Annotated in this window: 22 protein-coding genes; 9 read left to right on the top strand and 13 right to left on the bottom strand. The window is 61.1% G+C overall.

All coding sequences use genetic code 11. From position 1 onward, the window contains the following. Positions 1-7 precede the first annotated feature (7 nt). A complete protein-coding gene (gene mtnA / locus QZ383_RS04990) occupies positions 8-1096 on the bottom strand; it encodes an S-methyl-5-thioribose-1-phosphate isomerase (RefSeq protein ID WP_291443545.1) in 1089 nt (362 codons plus the stop codon). Positions 1097-1427: 331 nt separating this feature from the next. Here mtnA and QZ383_RS04985 point away from each other — a divergent pair, with 331 nt between their 5' ends. The 6 genes from QZ383_RS04985 to QZ383_RS04960 all read left to right on the top strand — a co-directional run bounded on the left by QZ383_RS04985 (position 1428) and on the right by QZ383_RS04960 (position 9415). Further along, positions 1428-2609, top strand: a complete 1182-nt coding sequence (locus QZ383_RS04985) for an aminotransferase class I/II-fold pyridoxal phosphate-dependent enzyme (RefSeq protein WP_291443544.1) — start codon at positions 1428-1430, stop codon at positions 2607-2609. A gap of 437 nt (positions 2610-3046) precedes the next feature. Further along, positions 3047-4381, top strand: a complete 1335-nt coding sequence (locus QZ383_RS04980; RefSeq protein ID WP_291443542.1) for a homoserine dehydrogenase — start codon at positions 3047-3049, stop codon at positions 4379-4381. Beyond that, positions 4378-5565 carry an ATP-grasp domain-containing protein gene (locus QZ383_RS04975; RefSeq protein WP_291443540.1) on the top strand — a complete coding sequence of 396 codons (1188 nt, stop codon included), beginning with the start codon at positions 4378-4380 and terminating at the stop codon, positions 5563-5565. The genes QZ383_RS04980 and QZ383_RS04975 overlap by 4 nt, the downstream gene beginning before the upstream one ends. 7 nt (positions 5566-5572) lie before the next feature. Beyond that, positions 5573-5986, top strand: a complete 414-nt coding sequence (locus QZ383_RS04970; protein ID WP_291443538.1) for a secondary thiamine-phosphate synthase enzyme YjbQ — start codon at positions 5573-5575, stop codon at positions 5984-5986. Positions 5987-6118: 132 nt separating this feature from the next. Beyond that, a complete protein-coding gene (locus QZ383_RS04965) occupies positions 6119-7807 on the top strand; it encodes a cation:proton antiporter (RefSeq protein WP_291443536.1) in 1689 nt (562 codons plus the stop codon). Positions 7808-8116: 309 nt separating this feature from the next. Continuing rightward, positions 8117-9415 (top strand): DNA polymerase IV, encoded by a 1299-nt coding sequence (locus QZ383_RS04960; protein WP_291443691.1) that lies wholly within the window; start codon positions 8117-8119, stop codon positions 9413-9415. 6 nt (positions 9416-9421) lie between these two features. Here the strand turns inward: QZ383_RS04960 and QZ383_RS04955 are convergent, their stop codons facing one another. After that, on the bottom strand, positions 9422-10198 hold the full coding sequence (locus tag QZ383_RS04955; protein ID WP_291443534.1) for a TlyA family RNA methyltransferase: 777 nt from the start codon (positions 10196-10198) through the stop codon (positions 9422-9424). 275 nt (positions 10199-10473) lie between these two features. Between QZ383_RS04955 and rpmE the strand changes: the two genes are divergently transcribed. The 3 genes from rpmE (at position 10474) to prfA (ending at position 12974) form a co-directional block, all read left to right on the top strand. After that, a complete protein-coding gene (gene rpmE, locus QZ383_RS04950; protein ID WP_192113503.1) occupies positions 10474-10686 on the top strand; it encodes a 50S ribosomal protein L31 in 213 nt (70 codons plus the stop codon). A 169-nt stretch (positions 10687-10855) separates the two neighbouring features. Continuing rightward, a complete protein-coding gene (locus tag QZ383_RS04945) occupies positions 10856-11770 on the top strand; it encodes a DUF1385 domain-containing protein (RefSeq protein WP_291443689.1) in 915 nt (304 codons plus the stop codon). A 133-nt stretch (positions 11771-11903) separates the two neighbouring features. After that, on the top strand, positions 11904-12974 hold the full coding sequence (gene prfA, locus QZ383_RS04940) for a peptide chain release factor 1 (protein WP_291443531.1): 1071 nt from the start codon (positions 11904-11906) through the stop codon (positions 12972-12974). Positions 12975-13067: 93 nt separating this feature from the next. Here prfA and ureG read toward each other — a convergent pair whose 3' ends face one another. The 11 genes from ureG to urtB all read right to left on the bottom strand — a co-directional run bounded on the left by ureG (position 13068) and on the right by urtB (position 23237). Continuing rightward, complete coding sequence (gene ureG, locus QZ383_RS04935) at positions 13068-13697, bottom strand: urease accessory protein UreG (RefSeq protein WP_291443529.1); 630 nt, start codon at positions 13695-13697, stop codon at positions 13068-13070. A 5-nt stretch (positions 13698-13702) separates the two neighbouring features. Then, entirely contained in the window at positions 13703-14605 is a 903-nt protein-coding gene (locus QZ383_RS04930; protein WP_291443527.1) for an urease accessory UreF family protein, read from the bottom strand. Continuing rightward, positions 14598-15041, bottom strand: a complete 444-nt coding sequence (gene ureE / locus QZ383_RS04925; protein ID WP_291443526.1) for an urease accessory protein UreE — start codon at positions 15039-15041, stop codon at positions 14598-14600. The genes QZ383_RS04930 and ureE overlap by 8 nt, the downstream gene beginning before the upstream one ends. 21 nt (positions 15042-15062) lie before the next feature. Beyond that, positions 15063-16784, bottom strand: coding sequence for an urease subunit alpha (gene ureC, locus QZ383_RS04920; RefSeq protein WP_291443525.1), 1722 nt, complete (start codon positions 16782-16784; stop codon positions 15063-15065). After that, complete coding sequence (locus tag QZ383_RS04915) at positions 16781-17122, bottom strand: urease subunit beta (protein ID WP_365861116.1); 342 nt, start codon at positions 17120-17122, stop codon at positions 16781-16783. Before QZ383_RS04915 ends, ureC begins: the two co-directional genes overlap by 4 nt. Positions 17123-17192: 70 nt before the next feature. Beyond that, the gene (gene ureA, locus QZ383_RS04910) at positions 17193-17495 is read right to left on the bottom strand and encodes an urease subunit gamma (protein ID WP_192113509.1); all 303 of its coding nucleotides are present in this window, start codon (positions 17493-17495) and stop codon (positions 17193-17195) included. A 113-nt stretch (positions 17496-17608) separates the two neighbouring features. Next, on the bottom strand, positions 17609-18679 hold the full coding sequence (locus QZ383_RS04905; RefSeq protein ID WP_291443524.1) for an urease accessory protein UreD: 1071 nt from the start codon (positions 18677-18679) through the stop codon (positions 17609-17611). 29 nt (positions 18680-18708) lie between these two features. Next, complete coding sequence (urtE, locus tag QZ383_RS04900) at positions 18709-19404, bottom strand: urea ABC transporter ATP-binding subunit UrtE (RefSeq protein ID WP_291443523.1); 696 nt, start codon at positions 19402-19404, stop codon at positions 18709-18711. 105 nt (positions 19405-19509) lie between these two features. Next, entirely contained in the window at positions 19510-20406 is an 897-nt protein-coding gene (gene urtD, locus QZ383_RS04895) for an urea ABC transporter ATP-binding protein UrtD (protein ID WP_291443521.1), read from the bottom strand. Then, entirely contained in the window at positions 20403-21554 is a 1152-nt protein-coding gene (urtC, locus tag QZ383_RS04890; RefSeq protein ID WP_291443519.1) for an urea ABC transporter permease subunit UrtC, read from the bottom strand. Before urtC ends, urtD begins: the two co-directional genes overlap by 4 nt. Further along, positions 21555-23237, bottom strand: coding sequence for an urea ABC transporter permease subunit UrtB (gene urtB, locus QZ383_RS04885; protein WP_291443517.1), 1683 nt, complete (start codon positions 23235-23237; stop codon positions 21555-21557). Between the last annotated feature and the right edge of the window lie 106 nt (positions 23238-23343).

The raw sequence follows: 23343 nt of genomic DNA, 5'->3' as shown, positions 1-23343 counted from the left end.
AGAACCCCTAACGCTCAATAATCCCGGCGTCATCGGCTTCGGGCGCGGCGCTGGCCTCGTTGAGGGCCGCCCAGATGGCAAGCCCGTAGGGCGGCTGCAACACGCCTTTCTCGGTGATGATGCCAGTGATAAGCTCTGCGGGGGTTACGTCAAAGGCAAAATTGTACACGGGCACATCTGCGGGTGTAAGACGTGTATCGCCCACATGGGTGACCTCGCGTTCCGGGCGCTGCTCAATGGGAATGCCGCTGCCGTCGGGCGTTGTGGGGTCAATGGTGGAGAGCGGGGCAGCCACGTAGAAGGGAATATTGAAATGCTTTGCCAGCAGGGCAACGCCATAGGTGCCGATCTTGTTGGCCGCGTCGCCGTTGGCGGCAATGCGGTCGGCCCCCACCACCACAGACTGCACAAGCCCCTTGCTCATGAGGAGCGCGCAGGCATTGTCGCAGGCAACGGTAACGGGGATATTGTCCTTGTGCAGCTCCCAGGCCGTGAGGCGCGCGCCCTGGAGGAAGGGCCGCGTTTCATCGGCAATGACTTTGATGCGTTTGCCCTGCTCCACAGCGCCACGAATAACCCCAAGCGCGGTGCCATAGCCAGCAGTGGCCAGTGCTCCGGCATTGCAGTGGGTGAGCACGGTGTCTCCGTCTTTCAGGCAATCCGCGCCAAAACGGCCCAGAGTTTTGCATGCTTCCACATCTTCGGTCTGCATTCTGGCGGCCTCGTCAAGAAAGGCCGTGAGCAGGGGTTCGCGGTCGCCGGGCCCGCTGTTGATGGCCTTCCACCAGCATTTACGCATGCGTTCAACGGCCCATCGCAGGTTTACGGCTGTGGGCCGGGCATTGGCGATGCGGTCAAGCAGTTCCTCAAGCTGGGTGGCCCAGCCGGGGCCGCTGGTTTCGTTCAGCGCAAGGGCGCAGCCCCAGGCCGCAGTGACGCCGATGGCCGGAGCCCCGCGTACAACCATGGTTTGTAAAGCCGATACAATGTCGTCTGTATTGCGGCAGATCACTTCGGTTTCCTGCTCTGGCAGCAAGCGCTGGTCAAGCAGGTGCAGCGCAAGATTTTGCCTGTCAAAGCGAATATGATCTTCCATGGTTTGCCTCCGCAGGAATCAAGATATTTATCAAGGATACACAACTATGCGCGGAAGGCAAAGCGCACTTGGCGGCATTCCGCCGGAAACCATATAAAAAACATGCCCCATCAAGGGGTTCGGCGGCCCGCAATGCTTTACAAACAGGCGCGCGGCTGGCTATGCTGCGGCATGACAAAATCGTTTCCGGCGACTTGTGAGCGCCGGTAAACGCACTGGCTTCCTGTGGGGCTGCGCGGCAGGGTGGAGTCCATGCCTGCATGGTGCGGGCGTGACCTGTTGCGAGCGCATGGGACAGACTGCATGTCGATCAACTTAGGAGCTATCAGACATGGAAGAGTTTTCGCGGATTCGCCGCCTCCCCCCCTATGTTTTTGCGGTGGTGGGAGACCTCAAAATGCGGCTGCGTCGGCAGAATATCGACATCGTGGACTTCAGCATGGGCAATCCGGACATCGCAACGCCCGCACCCATCGTCGAAAAGCTTGTTGAGGCAGCACAGAAGCCGGTGAACCACCGCTACTCGCTTTCGCGCGGTATTCCGAACCTGCGCAAAGCCATCTGTGATCGCTATGCGCGCCACTACGGCGTGCAGCTCGACCCTGACAGCGAAGCCATCGTGACCCTGGGTTCCAAGGAAGGTCTGGCCCACCTTTCGCTGGCCATTCTCGAGCCTGGCGATGTGGTGCTCGCACCCGACCCGACGTATCCCATCCACAAGTACGCGCCCATCATTGCAGGCGCCGACGTGCGCAGCGTGCCTATCGGCCCTGGCCGTAACTTTTTTGAAGATCTTGAGGCCGCCATGCGTCAGGCCTGGCCCAAGCCCAAGGTGCTTTTTATCTGCTATCCGCACAACCCCACCACCGAAGTGACGGATCTGGAATTCTTCCAGAAGATCGTGGATTTCGCCAAGGAAAACCACATCTGGGTTGTGCATGATCTGGCTTACGCCGATCTGGTTTTTGACGGCTACAAGGCCCCCAGCTTTTTGCAGGCCAAGGGCGCCAAGGATGTGGGCGTGGAATTCTACTCCCTGTCCAAGAGCTATTCCATGCCCGGCTGGCGCGTGGGTTTTGCCGTGGGCAACAAGGATCTTATCCATGCCCTGGCACGCATCAAGAGCTACCTGGATTACGGCATGTTCCAGCCCATCCAGATTGCCTCCACCGTGGCCCTCAACGGCCCGGAAGACTGCGTGCACCAGATCCGCGACGTGTATCAGGAACGGCGCGACCGCCTCATCGAGGGCCTGAACCGCATCGGCTGGGAAACTCCCTCGCCCAAGGCGACCATGTTTGTGTGGGCGCACATTCCCGAACCCTTCCGCAAGATGGGCTCCGTGGAATTTTCCAAGCTGCTGTTGCAGGAGGCCCACGTGGCTGTTTCGCCGGGTCTGGGCTTCGGCTCCTACGGCGACGAATACGTGCGCTTTGCCCTTATTGAAAACGAACACCGCACGCGGCAGGCTATTAGCAGTATGCGTCGGTTGTTGTCGGGCGTCTCCGACTAAACCTGTTTCGCCCTCTGCGTCTTTTTGCTTCCGGCGGCGTCAGGCGGTCTTTTTATTCCGGTCGAGTACCATCAGGGTACATTCCCTGCATAAAAAGCCCGCCTTCCTTGCCGGAAGGCAAAAATTCGCAAGATGGCAAAACAGGTTTTGAATGAATTATTTATCCCCTGGACAGCGTCAACGGCCCGTTTCAGTCCAGGTCTGTACCAGCATGTACTATCCCTGGCCTGAAACGGGCCGTTTTCTCGCCAGGGAGCAAAATCTCGTTTTCAAAAAACCGTTTTTCGGACTGGATGAAACGAGGTCAGAACAACTGAAATCGGCGGGGTCGGGAGGTTTTCCGGCCCCGCCGCAGCAACCATAAGGCCGTATACGGCCAACAACCGCGCAGGCCCGCGGCGGACAGACCGGGGTTAGGCAGCAGATTCGGAGGCGACATGACAAAGAACAGCGATAAACCCCTGGTAGTGGGCCTTGCCGGATTCGGCACCGTGGGCGGCGGCCTTGTGCGCCTGCTTGACGAAAACGCCGACCTTATCCGCCGCCGTTGCGGGCGCGACATCGTGCTCAAAAAGGTTCTGGTGCGCAACGCCACCAAGGCCCGCAGCGCCCAGTTGCCCGCCGGAACCGAGCTTACCACCGATTACCGCGCCCTTACCGATGATCCTGAAATTGACGTGCTGGTGGAGCTTATCGGCGGCATCGACAATGCCCGCACCATCATCGACCGCGCCCTTGATCAGGGCAAACACATCGTCACTGCCAACAAGGCCCTGCTGGCCGAGGAAGGTCTGGCCCTGTTCCAGAAGGCTGACCGCAAAAAGCGCATCCTGCGCTACGAAGCCAGCGTGGCCGGGGCCATCCCCATTGTGGAGACGCTGAAGGAAAGCCTCACTGGCAACCGTATTGAATCGCTCATGGGCATTCTCAACGGCACCAGCAACTATATTTTGTCTGAAATGACCAGCAACGGCATGGATTTTGATGTTGCGCTCAAGCAGGCCCAGCAGCTGGGCTATGCCGAGGCCGACCCCACGCTGGACATTGACGGCCATGACGCCGCCCACAAGCTTATCCTGCTCATCCGTCTGGCCTACGGGGTGCACTATCCTTACACGGCCCTTTCAGTGCGCGGCATTCGCGGGCTTTCCGGCATGGATATCCGCCTTGCGCGCGAATTTGGCTACCGCATCAAGCTCATTGGTCAGGTGCGCGAGGTACCGGGCGCGGAGGGCGCTGAGGGTGAAGGCAATATCCGGCTTGAAGCCGGGGTATTCCCCGCCCTTGTGTACCACAAGTTTTTGCTGGCCCGCGTGGGCGGCGTGTACAACGCCGTGCGGGTGGACGCCAACGCCTCGGGCCCGCTGTTTTTCCACGGGCGCGGCGCGGGCGATCTGCCCACAGCCGGAGCCGTGCTGGGCGATCTGCTGGCCGTTGCCCGCGATGAGCGCCCCAACAACACCGGCTTTGTGGGCAAGGAACTGCCCAAGGCCTCCATTGTGCCGCCGGAAGAATGGCGCTCGTGCTACTACGTGCGTGTTATGGTGCAGGACACCCCCGGCGTGCTGCGCGATCTTTCGGGCTGCATGGCCGCCGAGGGCATCAGCATGGCCCAGGTCATCCAGAAGAGCGATGAAGGCAACGGCGTGCCGCTGGTCTTCATGACCCACGAAACCACGGCCCGCGCCATGAGCGACGCTCTCCAGCGCACCATGGATGCAGGCCTGCTCAAGGAACCCGCGGTGTACTTCCGCGTGTTGGGAGGAGCATGATAATTTTTGATGAACCATACGTCTCGCCAGAGCTGCTCGACTACGCGGCAGCACGGCGGGAACCGGTGCTCGACAACGCTGTGGCGCGGGACTTGTCCCGCGCCCGTGCGCTTTCTGGCGCAGCGCCCCTGAACCTCGTTCCGGAAGCGGAATTTGCGGCCCAGTGCCGCAAGTCCTGCCCGGACTGCGCGCCCCCGCGCATCTATACCTGCTCGGAAAATTCTCTGGCATGGGTTTGCGACCATGTGGACAATGCCGAGCTTGTCAGCGGCATTGAAAAGCTCAAGAACAAGGCCAGAACCCGCGAGTTGCTGCGCCCCCTCTACGATGATTATTTTTATCGCAGACTCAGCCTTGATGCCCTGCGCCGCCTGCCTTTTGAAGAACTGCGCCTGCCCTGTGTGGTCAAGCCTTCCGTAGGTTTTTTCAGCCTGGGCGTGCGCATTGTGCGCACCCGCGAGGACTGGCAGGCCGCCCTTGCCGCCATTGAGCAGGAAGCAACGCTCTGGCGCGAGCAATACCCCGACAGTGTGGTGGACAGCGAAGACTGGCTCATTGAGGAATACATTGACGGCGATGAATACGCCGTGGACGTATACTTTGACGCGCAGGGGCAGGCAGTGATCTGCAACATCCTGCGGCACGAATTTGCTTCCGCTTCGGACGTGAGCGACCGCCTGTACTACACGGGCGCTTCTGTGGTACGTTCCCACCTTGCAGAGTTCGAGGCATGGTTCAACAAGGTTAACTCCTTGCTGGGTCTGCGAAATTTCCCCACCCATGTGGAGCTGCGGCGTGATGCCCTGGGGCGCATACGGCCCATAGAATTCAATGCGTTGCGTTTTGCGGGCTGGTGCTGCACGGACGTCACCCTGTTTTCCTGGGGCTTCCACACCTACGGGTGCTTTTTGGAAGGGCGGCGGCCCGATTGGGACAAGGCTCTGGCAGGGCGCGAAGGCAAACTCTACACCCTCATTGTGCTGAACAAGCCGGAAAACTGCCCGCCCGTGCGCAACTTCGATTACGAGGCCTTGAGCCGTGGCTTTGCCCGTGTGCTGCATGTGCGCAAAAGCGATTTTACGCGCTACGGGCTGTTTGGTTTTCTCTTTACCGAAACGCCTGAAGACCAGCGTGAAGAACTGGACCGCATAGCGCGCTCCGACCTGCTGGAATTCACAAGCTGAGGCAGTCGTGGAAACTCTTGAAATAAGCACGCGCAGCCGGTGCGAAATGGTCGATATTACGGCGGAGCTGCGCGCGTTGGTGCGTCGCAAGGCCGCTGATGGCCGCTGGCAGAGTGGCGCTCTGGCCCTGTTTTGCCCGCACACCACCTGCGGCCTCACGGTCAACGAAGGCGCAGACCCTGACGTGCGGCGCGACATGCTGGCCTTTTTCAGCAGTCTTGCCCCGGAACATGGCGATTACCGCCACGCGGAGGGCAACAGCGATGCCCACATAAAAACCACCCTGCACGGGCCATCCCTCCTGTTGATTGTGGAGAAGGGCGAACTGCGCCTTGGCACGTGGCAATCCGTTTATCTGTGCGAGGGCGATGGCCCCCGCCGACGCAACCTGTGGCTGCAATGGCTGAAGTCCGACGACTAGAGCATTTCGTGGCAAGGATTTTTCAGAAAAATCCTTGCGGAGCAGTTGACCCATTGCATGCGTTAACAGCTCTAGAGCGGGTATTCAGCTGCTTGCGGCCTGCCTTTTTATGGCCTCAAAGGAGCACCATCCATGCCCCATGACGTAAATCTTATTCTTACGCTCGCCGGGGGGCTTTCCGCCGCTCTGGTTCTTGGTTTTATCACGCAGAAACTGCGCCTTTCCCCGCTTGTGGGCTATCTGCTGGCAGGCATCATCGTAGGCCCGCACTCCCCCGGCTTTGTGGCCGATGCGTCCACGGCGGCCCAGTGCGCCGAGATCGGCGTTATCCTGCTGATGTTTGGCGTGGGCCTGCATTTTCATCTCAAGGATCTGCTGGCCGTAGGGGCCATTGCCACTGGCGGCGCGGCTGCGCAAATTTCGCTGGCAACGCTGGCAAGCATGGGGCTGCTGCATCTTTTCGGCTTTGATCTGCTTTCTGGCGCGGTCTACGGCATGGCTATTTCCGTTGCCAGTACCGTCGTGCTTACCCGAGTGCTTGCAGATAACCATGACCTGCACAATCCCACCGGGCATGTGGCCTTGGGCTGGCTGGTGGTGGAAGATATCTTTACCATCCTGCTGCTCGTGCTGCTTCCGTCGGTGCTGTCGCCGGGCGGCGAATTCTGGAGCGCCCTGGGCATGACCCTGCTCAAGCTGGCGGCGCTCTCGGTGTTTACGCTGGTGGCGGGCCAAAAGCTTATTCCGCTGTTTCTGGGCTACGTGGCCCGCACGGGCACCCGCGATCTGTTTACTCTTGCGGTGCTGGCTCTGGCCCTTGGCATTGCCGTGGCGGCGGCGGAGTTTTTTGGAGCGTCCATGGCGCTTGGCGCATTTTTGGCTGGCATGGTTGTGGGGCAGTCCGAGTTCAGCGCCCGCGCCGCCGCCGAAGCCCTGCCCCTGCGCGATGCCTTTGCCGTGCTGTTCTTTGTGTCTGTGGGCATGCTCTTTGACCCCGCCTCGCTGGCGCAGGACTGGCCCCTCATGCTGGCGACCCTCTTTGTCATCATGATTGTGAAGCCTCTTGGGGCGCTGCTGATGACAAGCCTGTTCCGCAAGCCTCTCAAACTGGGTCTGCCAGTGGCCGCCTCCCTGTCGCAGGTGGGTGAATTTACGTTTATTCTTGCAGGGCTTGGCATCACCCTTGGGGTTTTTGACCAGAGGGTCAACAATGCGCTCATTCCTGCGGCCATCATCTCCATCACGTTCAACCCCATGCTGTACCGCAAGGCCAAGGACGTGGCCCTGTGGTGGGAGAAGCGCAAGCGCGGCAACGCTGTCGAACCATCGGCCTGTCTGATCGTACCGGACGAAGGCAACCGCGCGCGGGTGGTTGTGGTGGGTTACGGCCCCGTTGGGCGCAGTTGCTGCCGTATCTTGCAGGACAGCAGTATGTTGCCCGTAGTTGTGGAAATGAATATCGACACCGTGCGGCTTTTGCGCTCCGAAGGTGTGCCCGTGGTACACGGCGATGCCATGCAGGCAGAGGTTTTGCGCGAGGCTGGTCTGGAAAAGGCCGAGGCCCTGCTGCTGACATCCCCCAGTATATCTGCAGGCGAAGTAACGCCCATAGCGCGCGCGGTGAATCCGCATGCGCGTATTTTGGCGCACACGGCTTTTGTGAGCGAGGCCCGCTCCCTGCGCGACAAAGGAGTGGACGCCGTTTTCAGCGGCGAACGCGAAGTTGCGCTGGCCATGGCGGAATATCTGCTGCGCTCGGCGGGCGCGCCGGAGGCGTATGTGCAGACGGAACTGGAACGCGTGCGCGAGAAGCTCGACTAGTCGTAGCTCGCACAGGGCTTTTTTGCCCACCGGCGGCGTCAGAACGGTTTTTTGCTTCAGTCGAGTACCTTTTTTGTACACTCCTTGCGCAAAAAGCCATTCTTCCTTGCCGGAGAACAAAACCACACCTGTGCGAGCTACGACTACCGTCTTTGTAGGTTGCTGTCCTGAAACAGGCCTTTTCCTTGCCAGAGGACAAAATCCATCTTTTTAAGCGTAGCTTATTGAGAAGTATGAATTACGCGAAACTTGTTGCCCGTTAACGTGAACAGCAAAGAAAAATCATAAGCACCGAATCAAATTAACCCCATACGCAATAGTGAAACCAGCGCCCGGAATGTTGTCATGATCATCCACATAGACATGGATGCCTTTTTTGCATCGGTAGAGCAGATGGACGACCCGTCCCTGCGCGGCAAGCCCGTCATTGTGGGCGGCGAGCAGCGGGGTGTGGTTTCCACCTGTTCTTATGAGGCACGCGTTTTTGGGGTGCATTCCGCCATGCCCATGGCAACGGCGCGCAGGCTCTGCCCGCAGGGCATTGTGGTGCGTGGCCGACACTCGCGCTATGCCGAGCTTTCGCGGGCGGTCATGGCGGCCCTTGGCGAGTTTTCGCCCCTTGTAGAGCAGGCCAGCGTGGATGAGGCCTATGTGGACGCCACAGGTCTTGAGCGGCTGTTCGGTTCGCTGGAAGAGCTGCTTCTGCGCATCAAGGAGCGTGTGTGCGAGGCCACGGGCGGGCTTACCTGTTCCGCCGGGGCCGCACCGGTGAAGTTTCTTGCCAAGATTTGTTCAGACATCAACAAGCCCGATGGCATGTTCATTCTGCGGCCCGAAGACGTGGACGACTTTCTGGCAACCCTGCCCGTGGGCAAGATTCCCGGCGTTGGCAAGCGCATGGTTGAGAGCCTGCAAGGTCTGGGTGTGCGGACAGTGGGGCAGTTGCGCCGCTACAGTCTGGACTTCATGCTGCGCAAATACGGTAAGTGGGGCGGTGTGCTGTATGAGCGCGTGCACGGGCGCGACCCGCGCGGCATAGAAACCGAGCGCGCCGCCAAGAGCGAAAGTGCGGAATGCACCTTTACCGAGGACACGCGCGACCGGGATTTTTTGCAGCGCATGCTGCTGGCCCATGCAGAGCGCGTGGGTGCCTCGCTGCGGCGGCACGGCTACAGGGGCCGCACGGTGACGCTCAAGGTCAAGTATACGGATTTCAGGCAGGTTACCCGTTCGCGCACCTTGCCGGAGGGCATAAACGCCACGGAAACCATTTTTGAGGTGGGTTGCGCACTGCTGCGCGAGCTGCCCCTGCCGCAACCTGTACGGCTTATCGGTCTTGGGGTTTCAGGCTTTGACGCGCCTGTGGCGCAACTGATCCTGCCGGGCGCGGTCAAGCCCGCAACGCAGGGGCTGGATCCGCAGGTTGAGGCCAGAAGGCAAAAACTGGATGCCGCGCTGGACGATCTGCGCAACCGCTTTGGCAACAAGGCCGTGCAGCGCGGGCGGCTGTTTGCGCCTGCGGGAAAAAAGGCCGCTGTCGCGTCCGTCCAGAACAATGTCGGGGATGCCGACGCGGCGGATGCAGAGGAATCTGATCCGAAGAAATAGGCGGCCTTACGCGCTTGCCTGACCCTGCCGCGCAAACAGGGCCATGTATTCCTGATTGCCCTTGGGGCCCTTGATGGCTGCGGGCAGCACCCCCTGACATTCAAGACCCAGATTGGCCTGGGTGAAGAGCAGGATTTTGTCCACCGCGCGTTGGCGGGCCGCCTCATCGCGCACCACGCCCTTGACGGTTTCGCCGGGGCCAAGCTCAAACTGGGGTTTGATGAGCGTGGCGAGCATGCCGCCGGGTTTGAGCCAGGGCATGCACGAGGGCAGCACGAGGGTGAGCGAAATAAAGGAAACGTCCGCGACCACCAGATCAACCATTTCGGGGATAAGGCTCTGCTCCGCATGGCGCAGGTTGACGCCTTCAAGGTTTACTACCCGTTCATCGGCGCGCAGGCGTTCGTGCAACTGGTTTTTGCCCACATCCACTGCATAAACGTGTTTGGCCCCCCGTTGCAGCAGGCAGTCCGTAAAGCCACCGGTGGAAGCGCCCGCGTCCAGGCACACAAAGTCGGTCACGTCTAGCTTGAAATGCTCAAGGATGGTCAAAAGCTTGTAAGCGCCACGGCTCACGTAGCGTTCCGGTTCCAGCAGGGCAAAAACCGTGTCTGCGGCAAAAGGATGCCCCGGTTTGGGCACAACCTGCGGCGGCGCACCGGGAACCGTCTGCTCAAGAATGATCTTGCCCGCCATAATGAGGCGGCGGGCCTGCTCGCGGCTTTCCGCAAGGCCCTGTTCAAATACAAGCTGGTCGGCGCGTTGTCTGGGTGATTTAGGCATGGGGGTCTTATAGCTGCTTGCCGCGTCAACCACAAGGCTGCCCCGGGCTGCCCCCAAATTGCCCGCAAGGGGCCGCGAAATGGATTGTCGCTGACCCATCGCAAGAGGCCGTAACGCCATTTTATGCTTAACCCTGCCCGGCGCACTTGCCAAAGCCGCAAAAGAGGGCTATATAGCTTGCCCTTGTGCGGTACTGCGCCGCGCCAAGGGTAAAACGCGCGGGCGTCCGAATTGCTGTAAAAGCTGGATTATGCCGCGTTCACGAGGTAGCTGCCATGAAAAATGATATCCATCCCAAAGTGTTCAACGCCACCATCACCTGCGCCTGCGGCAATGAAGAGCACGTGCTCTCCACCAAGGGCGAACAGGTTAACGTGGAAGTTTGCTCCGCTTGCCATCCTTTCTTCACCGGCAAGCAGCGTTTTCTTGATACCGCTGGTCGTATTGACCGCTTCCGCAAGAAGTACGCCAAGTTTGATCAGCAGTAAGCTTGGGTCGGGCCTTTACCGGGACTCCAGCACTGGCATGATGCCCGAAAGTTCGCGGCGGGCAGGCTCGCAGCAAATCGCCCCGCGCGCAAAGCGCGCGAGCGGTGTGTTGCAGCTTGCCCTCGCTCTTTTGAATGCGGAATGCGCCCCGGTGGGTGGGCAGGCCGTCATGGAAGGCGTGATGATGCGTCACGGTGATGTCTACGGACTGGCTGTTCGCCAGACCGACGGGGTCATTCGTGCCATGCGCTGCCCGTGGTTTTCGCTTACCCGCAGCCCTTGGCTCAAAAAGCCCTTTGTGCGGGGCTTTCCCGTGCTGCTGGAGACTCTGGTCAACGGCATCAAGGCGCTCAACCGCTCGGTTGAAGCTGTGGCCCAGAGCGAGCAGGAGGAAATCTCCGGCTGGCATCTGGTGCTTACGCTGATTCTGGCCCTGCTGATGGCAGTGGGCCTTTTTGTGGTTGTGCCGCACCTGCTCTCGCTGGTGATGCTCTGGGCGCGTCTTGGCGGCGATGTGGAAGGGCTCTCGTTCCACCTCTGGGACGGCTTTTTCAAGTGCTGCATCTTCATGGGGTATATCAAGGCAATTTCGTATGTGCCTGATATCCGCCGTGTTTTTCAGTATCACGGGGCAGAGCACAAAACCATCCACGCCTATGAGGCGGGGGGGGATGTGGACGCTGCCTCCGCCATGGGCAAAAGCCGCCTGCATCCGCGTTGCGGAACCACATTTTTGCTGTTTGTCATCAGCATTTCCATATTGCTGCATGCGGTGCTGGTTCCCCTGATGCTGAGCATTTACACGCCGCAGGGCGAGGTTGCCAAACATGTCCTCACCATTGGCGTCAAGCTGCTGCTGATGGTGCCCATTAGCGCGCTGGCCTATGAGCTTATACGCTACGCCGCCAAGTTGCCCGAAGGGCTGTTGGCAACGGTGCTGCGCGCTCCGGGGCTGGCCCTCCAGCGGCTCACTACCTACGAGCCTGACGAAAGCCAGCTTGAGGTGGCTGTGGTGGCCCTGCGTGAAGCCCTTGGCCCGGATGACGGCGCGAGGGTGCGCACCGTAGCCTACACCACGGAATAGCGCGTATTTGTCGTCTTTTTCTGCCGCCTTTGCGGCAGATGCTGTACATGGGCCTGTTGCCTGGCATGCTGCTTGCGGCATGGCTGCGCGCCCGTTTTTCGTTTTTTCCGCCCACAGCGTGTTGGAGACACCTATGTTCGCCAAATTGGAAGGTCTGGAAAAGAAATTCATGGAGCTGGAGCATTCCCTGGCTGAGCCGGACGTGTTCAACGATCAGGAACACTACCGCAAGCTCACCAAGGCCCATGCCGATCTGCGCGACATTGTTGAAAGCTACCGCCGCCACAAGGCGCTGTTGCAGGAACAGGCCGAAAACAAGCAGCTGCTGCGCGATGAAGACCCGGAAATGCGCGAGCTTGCCCAGGAAGACCTGCGCCGCATTGAAACGGAACTACCCGCGGTGGAGCAGGAGCTCAAGCTTATGCTGCTGCCCAAGGATCCGCTGGACGAAAAGAACACCATTCTTGAAATCCGCGCCGGTACCGGCGGCGAAGAAGCGGCCCTGTTTGCCGCTGACCTGTTCCGCATGTATTCACGCTATGCCGAAGTTAAGGGCTGGAAGGTGGAACTCATGAGCGAATCGCCCTCTGAATCGGGCGGCCTCAAGGAAGTTATCTGCCTTATCAGCGGCAACAAGGTGTACAGCCGCCTCAAGTTTGAGGCTGGCACCCATCGCGTGCAGCGCGTGCCCGCCACAGAAGCTCAGGGCCGCATCCACACCTCAGCCGCCACCGTGGCCGTTATGCCCGAGGCGGAAGAAGTGGACGTGGAAATCCGCCCCGAAGACCTGCGCATCGACATTTACCGGGCTTCCGGCGCTGGCGGCCAGCACGTCAACAAGACGGAATCGGCTGTGCGCATCACGCACTTGCCCACCAATACCGTTGTGACCTGTCAGGACGAACGTTCGCAGCACAAAAACAAGGCCCGCGCCATGAAGGTGCTTGCCTCCCGCATCCTGGCCGCCGAGCGTGAACGCTATAATTCGGAAATTTCCGCCGACCGCAAGTCGCAGGTGGGTTCCGGAGACCGTTCCGAACGCATCCGCACCTATAATTTCCCGCAGGGGCGTTGCACGGATCACCGCATCAACCTGACCCTGTATTCTCTGGACCGCATCATGGAAGGCGAAATTGATCCTCTGATTGAAGCACTGAGCACAGTGGCCCAGGCCGATGCGCTCAAGGCGCAGGCTACTGATTAATCGTCTCTCCTTAGTAGAGCTACTAAAAACGCCCGCAATTTGCGGGCGTTTTTTGCGTCTGCGTGGCGGGCATCCACGCGGCAGGCAAGGCACTTATACTGACTGGTCAGGCAGCCGCAGCATGCCCTCGCGGATGATAAAGGCGATCACGGCTTCAATGCCGGCACCGGAAAGCATCTCTGTGAGCACATAGGGGCGTTCGCCGCGCATGCGCCGGGTGTCGCGCTCCATCACGTCCAGCGAGGCATGCACCATGGGCGCGAGGTCAACCTTGTTGATGATGAGCAGATCGGACTTGGTGATGCCGGGGCCGCCCTTGCGCGGAATTTTGTCTCCGCCGCTCACATCGATGACATAGATGGTCAGGTCTGCCAGTTCGGGGCTGAACGTGGCAGAGAGGTTGTCACCGCCGCTTTCCACCAGTACCAGCTCAAGGCCGGAATGGCGGGCCTGAAGCTCTTCAATGGCCTGAATGTTCATGGATGCGTCTTCGCGGATGGCAGTGTGCGGGCAGCCGCCCGTTTCAACGCCGATGATGCGGTCGGCTTCAAGGGCGTTGTGACGCAGCAGAAATTCCGCATCTTCACGGGTGTATATGTCGTTGGTGACGACAGCCATGTTGTAGTGCTTGCGAAGGCGCATGCACAGGTGACGCAAGAGGGCCGTTTTGCCGGAACCCACAGGGCCGCCAACGCCCACTCGCAGGCAGGGTCTATTGGTCATGACGTTCAACTCCTGAAAAGTCGGGTGTATTGTCGTTCGTGTCCGGCGCTGCACAGGGCAAGACCGGGGAGGCTGGAGCCGATGTCTTCATCGGGCAGGGCCGCTGCCTGCGCCACCAGTTGCGGCACGGCAGGCATGAACTCCAGCAACAGTTTTTGCGCGGCGGTCTGCCCCAGAGGCACGGTTTTGCAGGCCACGGCTACCTGATTTTGCAACCAGCTCCACACAAAGGCGCAGGCTGCGTCCACTCCGGCGCGTTGCTGCGCGGCAGGATCGCTAAAAGGCTCCATGCTGCGGGCGTGCTGGTCGAGCATGACGGCTGCGACCGCAAAACAGGCTGTGTACCCCGCGTTGTCTGGCAGAGGCCAGTGCGGCAGCATGTCCTGATCGTGCAAAATGCGGCGCAGGGCGCGCCCCATCTGGATTTCTTCCTGCCACAGTTCGCGGCTTTCGCGCCCGGCAAGCATAAGGGCGTTCCAGCGGGCCAGAGCATCGGCATCCGCGTTGCTTGCCGCCGTGTGCATGCGCAGCAGCAGCGGCAGGTCGTTGCGGACAAGGCCGAGGCGCAGTACGCCCCAAAGCCAGCGGCGCACGCCTTCCGCAGTGTCTGCATGTCCCCGTTCCACGGCGGCTGCAAGCCCCTGCGACCACGCAAAACCGCCAACAGGAAGGGATTGCCCCGCCAGATAGAGCAGGGCTGTCAGGCCAAACTGCGGCCCATTCCATGCCGTGCGGCTACAGCCACGGCCTGCATGCGGCCCGGTTTGCCCTGCGGCATCCCTCGCCTGCCCATGCGCCGCGCACTGTTGAACATGTTGAGCAAGGCAGGCTCCGCCAGCCAGCGTCCTTGCAGGCGGCGGCAGTTCGGATGCCCGCTCGGTAGCCAGTCCGGCTGCCTGTTCAGCCATGACTGTGGCCGTGTCCGCCGTAGGCTCCGCCCTCGGGTACAAAGGGAAGGTTTTCGCGGCGCAGGCGCAGGCCCAGATTTTCCGCCAGTTCTTCAAGCACGTGGTCTGGCATGAAGCGCAGCCATTTGTGCCCGAGCTGCAAGGCGGCATGGCGGTTGCCAAGGTGATAGCAGGCCCGGGCTAGGACTTCCCAGTTGGGGGCAATGCCTGTCACCACGGGTTCCGCACCGTTGCGCACAATCGCCAGAACGTCCCCGGCACGCAGAATATCGCCTTCGCGCAGAACCTGCCCCCGCGTGAGAAACAGGCCCGCTTCTTCGCCGCTGTCCAGCCGCAGCCGCTGGCGGCACTTGCCGCGCTGCTCCCAGGTCAGGGTGAGGGTGGCCGTAGGCTCCAGATTGGTGCGCTGCCCCATGTTTTCGGTAAATTCCAGCATGGTCGCTCCTTGGTTGGTTGCCTAGAACAAGAAATACCGTTGCGCCAGCGGCAGCACTTCCGCCGGGGCGCAGGTGAGGATCTCGCCGTCAGCGCGAACTTCATAGGTTTGCGGGTTCACGGAAATGGCAGGGGTCGCACTGTTGAGCAGGAGGTCGCTCTTGCACAGGGTGCGCGTACCCCGGCAGGAGGAAAGCCCGCGCAGCAGGCCCAGCTCCCGCAACCGCCCCTCGCCGCCGTTTTCCATGAAGGCGCGCGAAACAAAGCTCAGGCTGGCGGCAGCCGCAGCCTGCCCCAGCGCACCAAACATGGGCCGATAGTGCATGGGTTGCGGCGTGGGGATGGAGGCGTTGGCATCGCCCATGGGCGCGGCGGCTATCTGCCCGCCCTTGATGACCAGCGAGGGTTTGACCCCAAAGAAGGCGGGCTTCCACAATACGAGGTCGGCCAGAAGGCCGGGGGCCACAGCGCCAATGGCGTGAGAAAGGCCGTGGGTCACGGCGGGATTGCAGGTGTACTTGGCCAGATACCGGCGCACGCGGAAGTTGTCGTTGCCGCGCCCACGGTCCTCGGGCAGGGGGCCGCGCTGCACCTTCATCTTGTGGGCGGTCTGCCACGCGCGGGTAATGACCTCCCCCACGCGGCCCATGGCCTGCGAGTCTGAGGAAATCATGGAGATCACGCCCATGTCCTGCAAAATGTCCTCTGCGGCAATGGTTTCGCGCCGGATGCGCGAATCGGCAAAGGCAGCGTCCTCTGGCAGGGAGGGGTTGAGGTGGTGGCAGACCATGAGCATGTCCAGATGTTCGTCCACGGTGTTCACCGTATAGGGGCGAGTGGGATTGGTGGACGAGGGCAGCACGTTGGGCAGGGAACAGGCGCGCAGAATGTCGGGCGCGTGTCCGCCGCCTGCGCCTTCCGTGTGGTAGGTGTGGATGGTGCGGCCACGGAACGCAGCCAGCGTGTCTTCCACAAAGCCCGCCTCATTGAGCGTGTCGGTATGGATGGCCACCTGCACATCGTATTCGTCAGCCACGGTGAGGCAGGTGTCGATGGCGGCCGGGGTGGTGCCCCAGTCTTCATGCAATTTCAGGCCGCAAGCGCCTGCCTCGAGCTGCTCGCGCAGGGCTTCGGGCATGGCGGCATTGCCCTTGCCCAAGAAGCCAAAGTTCATGGGCAAGGCGTCTGTGGCGGCCAGCATGCGCTCCAGATGCCAGGGGCCGGGGGTGCAGGTGGTGGCGTTGGTGCCCGTGGCAGGGCCGGTGCCGCCGCCAAGCATGGTGGTGATGCCGCTGGCAAGGGCTTCTTCCACCTGTTGCGGGCAGATGAAATGGATGTGCGAGTCCATGCCGCCAGCGGTGAGCAAGCAGCCTTCGCCCGCAATAATCTCCGTGCCGGGACCGATGATCACGTCTACATCTGGCTGTACATCGGGGTTGCCAGCCTTGCCGATGGCGGCAATGCGCCCGTCGCGTATGCCAAGATCAGCCTTGATGATGCCAAGGGCCGCATCCATGATGACAGCATTGGTGATGACGGTGTCCATAGCGCCGTCAGCATTGCTGATCTGACTCTGGCCCATGCCGTCGCGAATAACCTTGCCGCCGCCAAAGCAGACTTCATCGCCATAGACGGTGTGGTCGCGCTCAATTTCGATCCACAGTTCCGTGTCCGCAAGGCGGATGCGGTCGCCCGTGGTGGGGCCGTAGAGTTCGGCATACTGGCTTCTGGGAATGCGGATCATGCTTTTTCCTCCCTGGGGGCTTCGGCATCAAGCGCCCCCATGATCTGGGCGCGAAAACCAAACACGCGCCGTGCCCCGGCGTAGGGCACAAGGCGCACCTCGCGTTTCTGCCCCGGCTCAAAGCGGACGGCGGTTCCGGCGGGTATGTCGAGCCGCATGCCGCGCGCGGATTCGCGGGCAAAGGTCAGGGCCGGGTTTACTTCAAAAAAATGATAGTGCGAGCCCACCTGAATGGGCCTGTCGCCGGTATTGGAAACTTCCAGCACCACTTCCCGCCCTTCCGAGAGGGCGTTGAGGGTTATTTCGCCCTCTGCGATATGAAATTCACCGGGAATCATGCGTCCCCCTTGTGCGTTCGTGTCTGTTGCCGTGTTCGTTGTCGTGTCCGGCTTGCCGTGGCGGCCCTGATTACAGAATGGGGTCGTGCACGGTCACAAGCTTGGTGCCGTCAGGAAAGGTGGCCTCCACCTGCACTTCGTGGACCATCTCGGGGACGCCGTCCATGACGTCCTCGCGCGTGAGCAGGTTGCGGCACGATCCCATAAGTTCGGCCACGCTTTGCCCGTCGCGCGCGCCTTCAAGCACGGCCAGACTGATGTAGGCCACAGCCTCGGGGTAATTGAGCTTGAGGCCGCGGGCCTTGCGCCTTTCTGCCAGCAGCCCGGCGGTGAAAAGCAGCAGCTTGTCTTTTTCTCTGGGCAGAAGTTCCATGATGCCTCCATGTATGCGGCATGCCGCAAGAGTTCTTTGAAATTTACATTATCGTAGTCCGGCTAGCAGCCCGACTTGCAGCTCTGGCCGCAGCCCAGCTATGAAAAACACCCTTAAAAAGCTCCGTACCAGATGCGTGGCATGTGCGGCGGGCAGCCGGTCAGTGCGGGTCGCAGCAGGTTCCAGGCTGTCAGCAACAGGCTGCGCGCTTCTTCCATGTCCGGCCCCAGATAGCGCACCACAAGCACCCCGCCGCGCACGGTGGCTCCGGCCCGTTCCCCCATGTGGGCAGACAAAGGAACGGGCCTGGCCTGGACGGAACTATCGCCTGCAGCGGGGCTTGACCCGCCAGATGCATCCTCAGGAGTGGCATCTGGCGCATCATCAAAATCGCGGTTGGGCGAAAGCATGTTTTGCAGCGTTGTGCAGCAGGCTTCCAGCGCGGCAAGGTCTTGCCCGCCATCCGCTCCGCGTCCCACGGCAAAAAGGGTGGCGGATACCGCCTGATCACCCAGACCGCAGGCGCATTTTTGCAGGGCATCGCCGCCTTCAAAGCGCAGCACTTCATGCAGCAGGGGCAGGCCCTCTCGGGTAAGGATGAGGCTTTGGCGCACGCTGCCGTGGGTAAAGCATTCGTTGGCGGCAGGGCGACCAAGGCAGATCATTTCCCAGCCGATACAGGCGCTGGCATTGTCCAGCTCCACCGATGTGCGCATTTCGGCCCGCGCGCCGTCATAGATGATGGTTTCACGCGGCAGCCATTCCAGCATGCCGCCCGTAACGTTCAGGTCTGTGGTCTGGCGCTGGGCGACGTTATGCGCGTCCGCAGCGTAGAATTTGGAGGCAGAAGGCGCGGTGAGCAGGGCGTGCGCGCCTTGCGCAAGCCGCACGGCAAGGCTCAGATCGTCGCCGCTCACAAGGCCGCCAGGCGGGTGCAGCAGGCAGCAATGGCAGGGCTGGGACGCCTGCGCCCGCCAATGCGACGGGCCGGGCGCATTGGCGGGCGCAGCTTCGGGATAGAAGGGCCGCTGCACGCGCAACGGCCCGCTGAACTGCATTTTTGCCAGTGTGGTGCGCCCCTGCCGTACCGCAAAATCCAGCTCCATGCGCGCGTTCCAGCGGCGGTCAGGCGTAAAGCAGTGACCGTGGAGATTCTCGGCAGGGTTTGCGGTGTTGGCAGGCATGCGGTTCCTCTTGGATTCCGTGGCGGGAATCAGACGCTCAAAAAGGCTTTGACGGTGGCATCGTCCAGGCCGTGCATGCCGCCCTGCGAAACGATGTGCCCGCGATCCATAATCATATACGTATCTGCCATGCGGCGGGCAAAAGGCACTTTCTGTTCCACCAGCAGCACTGTGAGGCCCATTTCTTCGTTGAGTCTGCGAATGGTTGTGGCGATGTCGCGCACAATGTTGGGCTGAATGCCCTCGGTTGGCTCATCCAGAATGAGCAGGCGCGGCTCCAGCGTGAGCGCCCGGGCAATGGCAAGCTGTTGCTGCTGCCCGCCGGAAAGATCGCCGCCCCTCCGATGCATCATTTCGCCCAGCACGGGGAAAAAGTCAAAGATGAAGGGAGGAATGGCCCCGGCCTTGTCCTTGCGCATGGGCAGGGAAAGCTCCATGTTTTCACGCACACTCAGCAGGGGGAAGATTTGGCGGCCCTGTGGCACATAACCGATGCCCAGGGCCGCCCGTCGCTCCACAGGCAGAGGAAGCAAGTCCGTTCCTTCAAGGAGAATATGGCCGGAGCGTGCGGGCAGCACGCCCATGATACATTGAAGCAATGTGGTTTTGCCCACGCCGTTGCGCCCCATGAGGCAGGCGCAGGAACCGGCCTTTACCTCAAGGTTGACGTCACGCAGGATGTGGCTTTCGCCATAATACTGATTGAGACCTGTAATATGCAGCATTACGCTCCTCCGGAGCATGAGGCTCGAAAATTGGCAGTTTGCAGCGGTCATCCAGCCCAAGGTTAGTCCGAGACCAACCGCTGGCTGATTTTGGTCGCGCAGGCGCTAGGCCGCGTCCAGCGGTTCGCCCAGATAGGCCTCCACTACGGCGGGATGGTTCTGCATTTCGTCCATGGTGCCCTCGGCCAGCACGCTGCCCTGATGCAGCACCGTGACCTTGTGGGCAATGGCCCGCACAAATTCCATGTCGTGCTCCACCACCATGATGCTCTGTTCGCCCTCAAGGTCGTGCAGCAGCTCAATGGTGCGGTCCATTTCTTCAGACGTCATGCCTGCCACGGGTTCGTCCAGCAGCAAGAGCTGTGGCTTCTGCATGAGCAGCATGCCGATTTCAAGCCACTGCTTCTGCCCGTGCGAGAGCTTGCCAGCCTGCAAACGGGCCAGTTCCGTCAGACGGATGCGGTGCAGCACTTCTTCGATAAAGACCTTGTTGTCGGCAGAGAGCCGCGCGCGGAATGTAGGCCATACCCGCTTGTCGCCAGCCAACGCCAGCTCCAGATTCTGCAGCACGCTCAGGGCCTCGAACACCGAGGGCTTCTGGAATTTGCGGCCAATACCCGCCTGAGCGATGGCGACTTCGTCCATTTGCAGCAGATTGCAGGTGCGGCCAAACCATGCGGAGCCAGTGTCGGGCCGGGTTTTGCCGGTGATCACGTCCATCATGGTGGTCTTGCCCGCGCCGTTGGGGCCGATGACGCAGCGCAGCTCGCCCTTGTCCACATAGAAGGTCAGATCGTTGAGCGCCTTGAAGCCGTCAAAACTCACGCTGATTTTTTCCATGTACAGCGCAATGTCTGGCTTGGACATCATGTGGCGCGGGGGCCGGGCGCGCATCTTCATGGGGCGCTTGTCAAAGGGGGCGTGGGTTTCTTCGTAGGCGCGGGCGGCTTCTGCCACATCCTCGAGGCTGCGCCCGTGCAAAATATCCTGCTGGGTCTTCATGCTGCGCCTCCTTCATTGGTGGAATCGGCAGGGGAATCTGGCATAGCGCCGCGTGTTGCGCGGTTGCGCCACTGATCGGGCAAGCCCGCCAGACCCTGCGGCAGGAAGATGGTCACCAGCACAAACATGCCGCCAAGGGCAAACAGCCATGCCTCGGGCATGACCGCCGTAAACCACGTTTTGAAGGCGTTGACGGCAAACGCGCCAAGCACTGCGCCATAGAGTCGCCCACGGCCTCCAAGCGCCACGCAGACCACGATTTCAATGGAGTTGAGGGGCGAGAATTCGCCGGGGTTGATGATGCCCACCTGCGGCACATACAGAGCGCCGCCGATGCCCGCCAAAATGGCGGACAGCGTGAACACCGCCACCTGATACCGCTCCACCCTGTAGCCGATAAAGCGCACGCGGCTTTCCGCATCGCGCACGGCCACGCATACGCGCCCAAGGCGCGACGCCGTGACGGCCCTGCACAGGAGGTAGCCTGCCATGAGCGCCACGGCGGAGCAGGCAAACAGGGTTGTGCGCATGCCGTCTGTTTGCAATTCAAAGCCCAGCAGGGTCTTGAAATCTGTAAGGCCGTTGTTGCCGCCAAAGCCCATCTCATTGCGGAAAAAGGCCAGCAGGAGGGCATAGGTCATGGCTTGACTCATGATGGAGAAGTACACGCCCGAAACCCGCGAGCCAAAGGCCAGTCTGCCAAACACGTAGGCCAGCAGGCCGGGCAGCAGCACTACCAGCAGCAGTGCCACCACAAAATATTCGCTGCCCTGCCAGAACCATGGTAGTTCCTTCCAGTTCAGAAAAACCATGAAGTCCGGAAGGTTAGCATTGCCATACACGCCGCGCGCACCTATCTGCCGCATGAGGTACATGCCGAAGCCGTAGCCCCCCAGGGCGAAGAACGCGCCGTGCCCAAGGCTGAGCACGCCCATAAAACCCCAGACCAGATCAACGGAAAGAGCCAGCAGGGAGTATGTCAGGTATTTGCCCAACAGGGTGACCATGTAGCCCGGCACGTGCAGGGCGCTGCCCGCTGGCAGCAGGCTGCCTGCAACCACAGCCAGCGACAGCAGGGCGGTGATAGCCAGAAAGTTGCGGGTAGGCGCGTTGAGCAGTCTTTCGCGTTCAAAGATGTCGGTCGCCATTTACGCCTCCACCGCACGGCCCTTTTGCGGGAACAAGCCGCGCGGGCGCTTCTGGATGAACAGGATAAGGCAGACCAGAATGATGATCTTGGAGAGCATGGCCCCACTGGCAGGCTCCAGAAACTTGTTGGCAATGCCCAGGGCCAGTCCGCCCGTGAGCGTGCCCCAGAGGTTGCCCACGCCGCCAAACACCACCACCATGAAGGAATCCACAATGTAGGTCTGGCCCAGATTGGGGCCAACGTTGGAAACCTGGCTCAGGGCCACGCCAGCCATGCCAGCCACGCCGGAGCCAAGGCCGAATGTCAGCGCGTCCACGCGCGAGGCGCGTACGCCCATGCAGCGGGCAATGGCCCTGTTTTGCGATACGGCGCGCACTTCAAGCCCCAGCCGGGTGCGGTGCATGGCAACATGGATGAGGGCAAACACGCCGAGGCAGAACAGGATGATATACACGCGGTTGCAGGTCAGGCTGAAATGCTGGGTTATCTGCCACACGCCGCTCATGAATTCCGGGTTCTGCACGGCGCGGTTGAGGGGCGAAAACACGGTACGCACGGCCTGTTGCAGTACAAGGCTGATGCCGAATGTTGCCAGCAATGTTTCCAGCGGGCGGCCATAGAGAAAGCGGATTACAGTTTTTTCAAGCAGCACGCCTGTGCCGCCGCTCACCAGAAAGGCGGCGGGCACAGCCAGAATGAGAGCAAGGCCGGGCTGGCCCGGCAAGAGCTGCTGCATGCCCCAGGCCGTATAGGCCCCAAGCATGATCAGCTCGCCGTGAGCCATATTGATGACGCCCATGACGCCAAAGGTGATGGCAAGACCAATGGCGGCCAGTACAAGAATGGATCCAAGGCTCGTGCCAAAAAAGAGCATTTCAAAAAACTGCGCCCACTGGGCGGAAACGCGCTGGGAATACAGGGCATCGTCCGCCGCCTTGGCCACAGCCGTATCAGGTGAGGCGGCAAGGGTGCGCAGGGCGTTGAGCGCTGCCGGGCTGCCGTTGCTGTTCAGGGCTTTGACGGCGGCAAGCTGGTCTGAGCGCACGGCGGCAGGGTCTGCCGCCACGTACAGGGCAAGGGCCGCGCCCAGATTGGCGCGCACGGTATCGTCCTTTTCTCCTGCCAGCAGTTTGTTCAAAGCCTCTGCCTTGAGGGGCGGGGTGGCGCTGTCCATGAGGGCCGCCGAGGCCTGACGGCGCTTGGCCGCGTCTGTGGAGGTAAGGGCCTGAGCGTTGAGGATATCCGTAATGCGCTGGCGCTGGCGGTTGCTTGTGCCCACCTTGCGCAGGGCATCGGCACTCTGAGCCGCGCCAAGTTCGCCCCTGGCGTCAAGGGGCCGCGCCTGACCTGCATCGTCGCTCACAAAGAGCGTTCCTGCGGCGGCATCGGCCAGCAGGGTATTGCGCAGCAGGGCTTCCAGCAGCTTTTCGCGCAGTGGCGCGGCAAGGCTGCTGTCATCCTTTTCCAGCGCGGCAATGGCCGCATCCCTGTCTGCTACCTTGGGGCTCACCAGAGCCTTGAGCAGATCGGCTGGAATAATGGATGGCGAAGTTTGCACCGGGGACGCGGAAGGAGTCGAAACCGCGCCCCCGGCATTCCCGTCCGGTTCCGGTCCGGACGCCAGCACTGCGGGAGGCAGGCTGAAAATTATGAGGCAGCAGAGCAAGAGCGCCGTGCGCATGGGAATATCCTTTAGTCTGGTCTGCCGGGTCTGCGCTGGGCTGACCCGGGCCGACATGCCGTGGGGGGATTGCGGGGGCCGCTGGGGCCCCCGCAGCAGATTCATA

The sequence above is a fragment of the Desulfovibrio sp. genome, from assembly GCF_019422935.1.
Taxonomy (GTDB): domain Bacteria; phylum Desulfobacterota; class Desulfovibrionia; order Desulfovibrionales; family Desulfovibrionaceae; genus Desulfovibrio.
This window is presented reverse-complemented; position numbering and strand designations above follow the sequence as displayed.

What these genes read in the sequence shown, in the direction of transcription:
- mtnA (WP_291443545.1), bottom strand. Translation starts at nt 1,096, where the DNA reads ATGGAAGATCATATTCGCTTTGACAGGCAAAATCTTGCGCTGCACCTG.
- QZ383_RS04985 (WP_291443544.1), top strand. Translation starts at nt 1,428, where the DNA reads ATGGAAGAGTTTTCGCGGATTCGCCGCCTCCCCCCCTATGTTTTTGCG.
- QZ383_RS04980 (WP_291443542.1), top strand. Translation starts at nt 3,047, where the DNA reads ATGACAAAGAACAGCGATAAACCCCTGGTAGTGGGCCTTGCCGGATTC.
- QZ383_RS04975 (WP_291443540.1), top strand. Translation starts at nt 4,378, where the DNA reads ATGATAATTTTTGATGAACCATACGTCTCGCCAGAGCTGCTCGACTAC.
- QZ383_RS04965 (WP_291443536.1), top strand. Translation starts at nt 6,119, where the DNA reads ATGCCCCATGACGTAAATCTTATTCTTACGCTCGCCGGGGGGCTTTCC.
- QZ383_RS04955 (WP_291443534.1), bottom strand. Translation starts at nt 10,198, where the DNA reads ATGCCTAAATCACCCAGACAACGCGCCGACCAGCTTGTATTTGAACAG.
- rpmE (WP_192113503.1), top strand. Translation starts at nt 10,474, where the DNA reads ATGAAAAATGATATCCATCCCAAAGTGTTCAACGCCACCATCACCTGC.
- QZ383_RS04945 (WP_291443689.1), top strand. Translation starts at nt 10,856, where the DNA reads ATGGAAGGCGTGATGATGCGTCACGGTGATGTCTACGGACTGGCTGTT.
- prfA (WP_291443531.1), top strand. Translation starts at nt 11,904, where the DNA reads ATGTTCGCCAAATTGGAAGGTCTGGAAAAGAAATTCATGGAGCTGGAG.
- ureG (WP_291443529.1), bottom strand. Translation starts at nt 13,697, where the DNA reads ATGACCAATAGACCCTGCCTGCGAGTGGGCGTTGGCGGCCCTGTGGGT.
- QZ383_RS04930 (WP_291443527.1), bottom strand. Translation starts at nt 14,605, where the DNA reads ATGGCTGAACAGGCAGCCGGACTGGCTACCGAGCGGGCATCCGAACTG.
- ureE (WP_291443526.1), bottom strand. Translation starts at nt 15,041, where the DNA reads ATGCTGGAATTTACCGAAAACATGGGGCAGCGCACCAATCTGGAGCCT.
- ureC (WP_291443525.1), bottom strand. Translation starts at nt 16,784, where the DNA reads ATGATCCGCATTCCCAGAAGCCAGTATGCCGAACTCTACGGCCCCACC.
- QZ383_RS04915 (WP_365861116.1), bottom strand. Translation starts at nt 17,122, where the DNA reads ATGATTCCCGGTGAATTTCATATCGCAGAGGGCGAAATAACCCTCAAC.
- ureA (WP_192113509.1), bottom strand. Translation starts at nt 17,495, where the DNA reads ATGGAACTTCTGCCCAGAGAAAAAGACAAGCTGCTGCTTTTCACCGCC.
- QZ383_RS04905 (WP_291443524.1), bottom strand. Translation starts at nt 18,679, where the DNA reads ATGCCTGCCAACACCGCAAACCCTGCCGAGAATCTCCACGGTCACTGC.
- urtE (WP_291443523.1), bottom strand. Translation starts at nt 19,404, where the DNA reads ATGCTGCATATTACAGGTCTCAATCAGTATTATGGCGAAAGCCACATC.
- urtD (WP_291443521.1), bottom strand. Translation starts at nt 20,406, where the DNA reads ATGAAGACCCAGCAGGATATTTTGCACGGGCGCAGCCTCGAGGATGTG.
- urtC (WP_291443519.1), bottom strand. Translation starts at nt 21,554, where the DNA reads ATGGCGACCGACATCTTTGAACGCGAAAGACTGCTCAACGCGCCTACC.
- urtB (WP_291443517.1), bottom strand. Translation starts at nt 23,237, where the DNA reads ATGCGCACGGCGCTCTTGCTCTGCTGCCTCATAATTTTCAGCCTGCCT.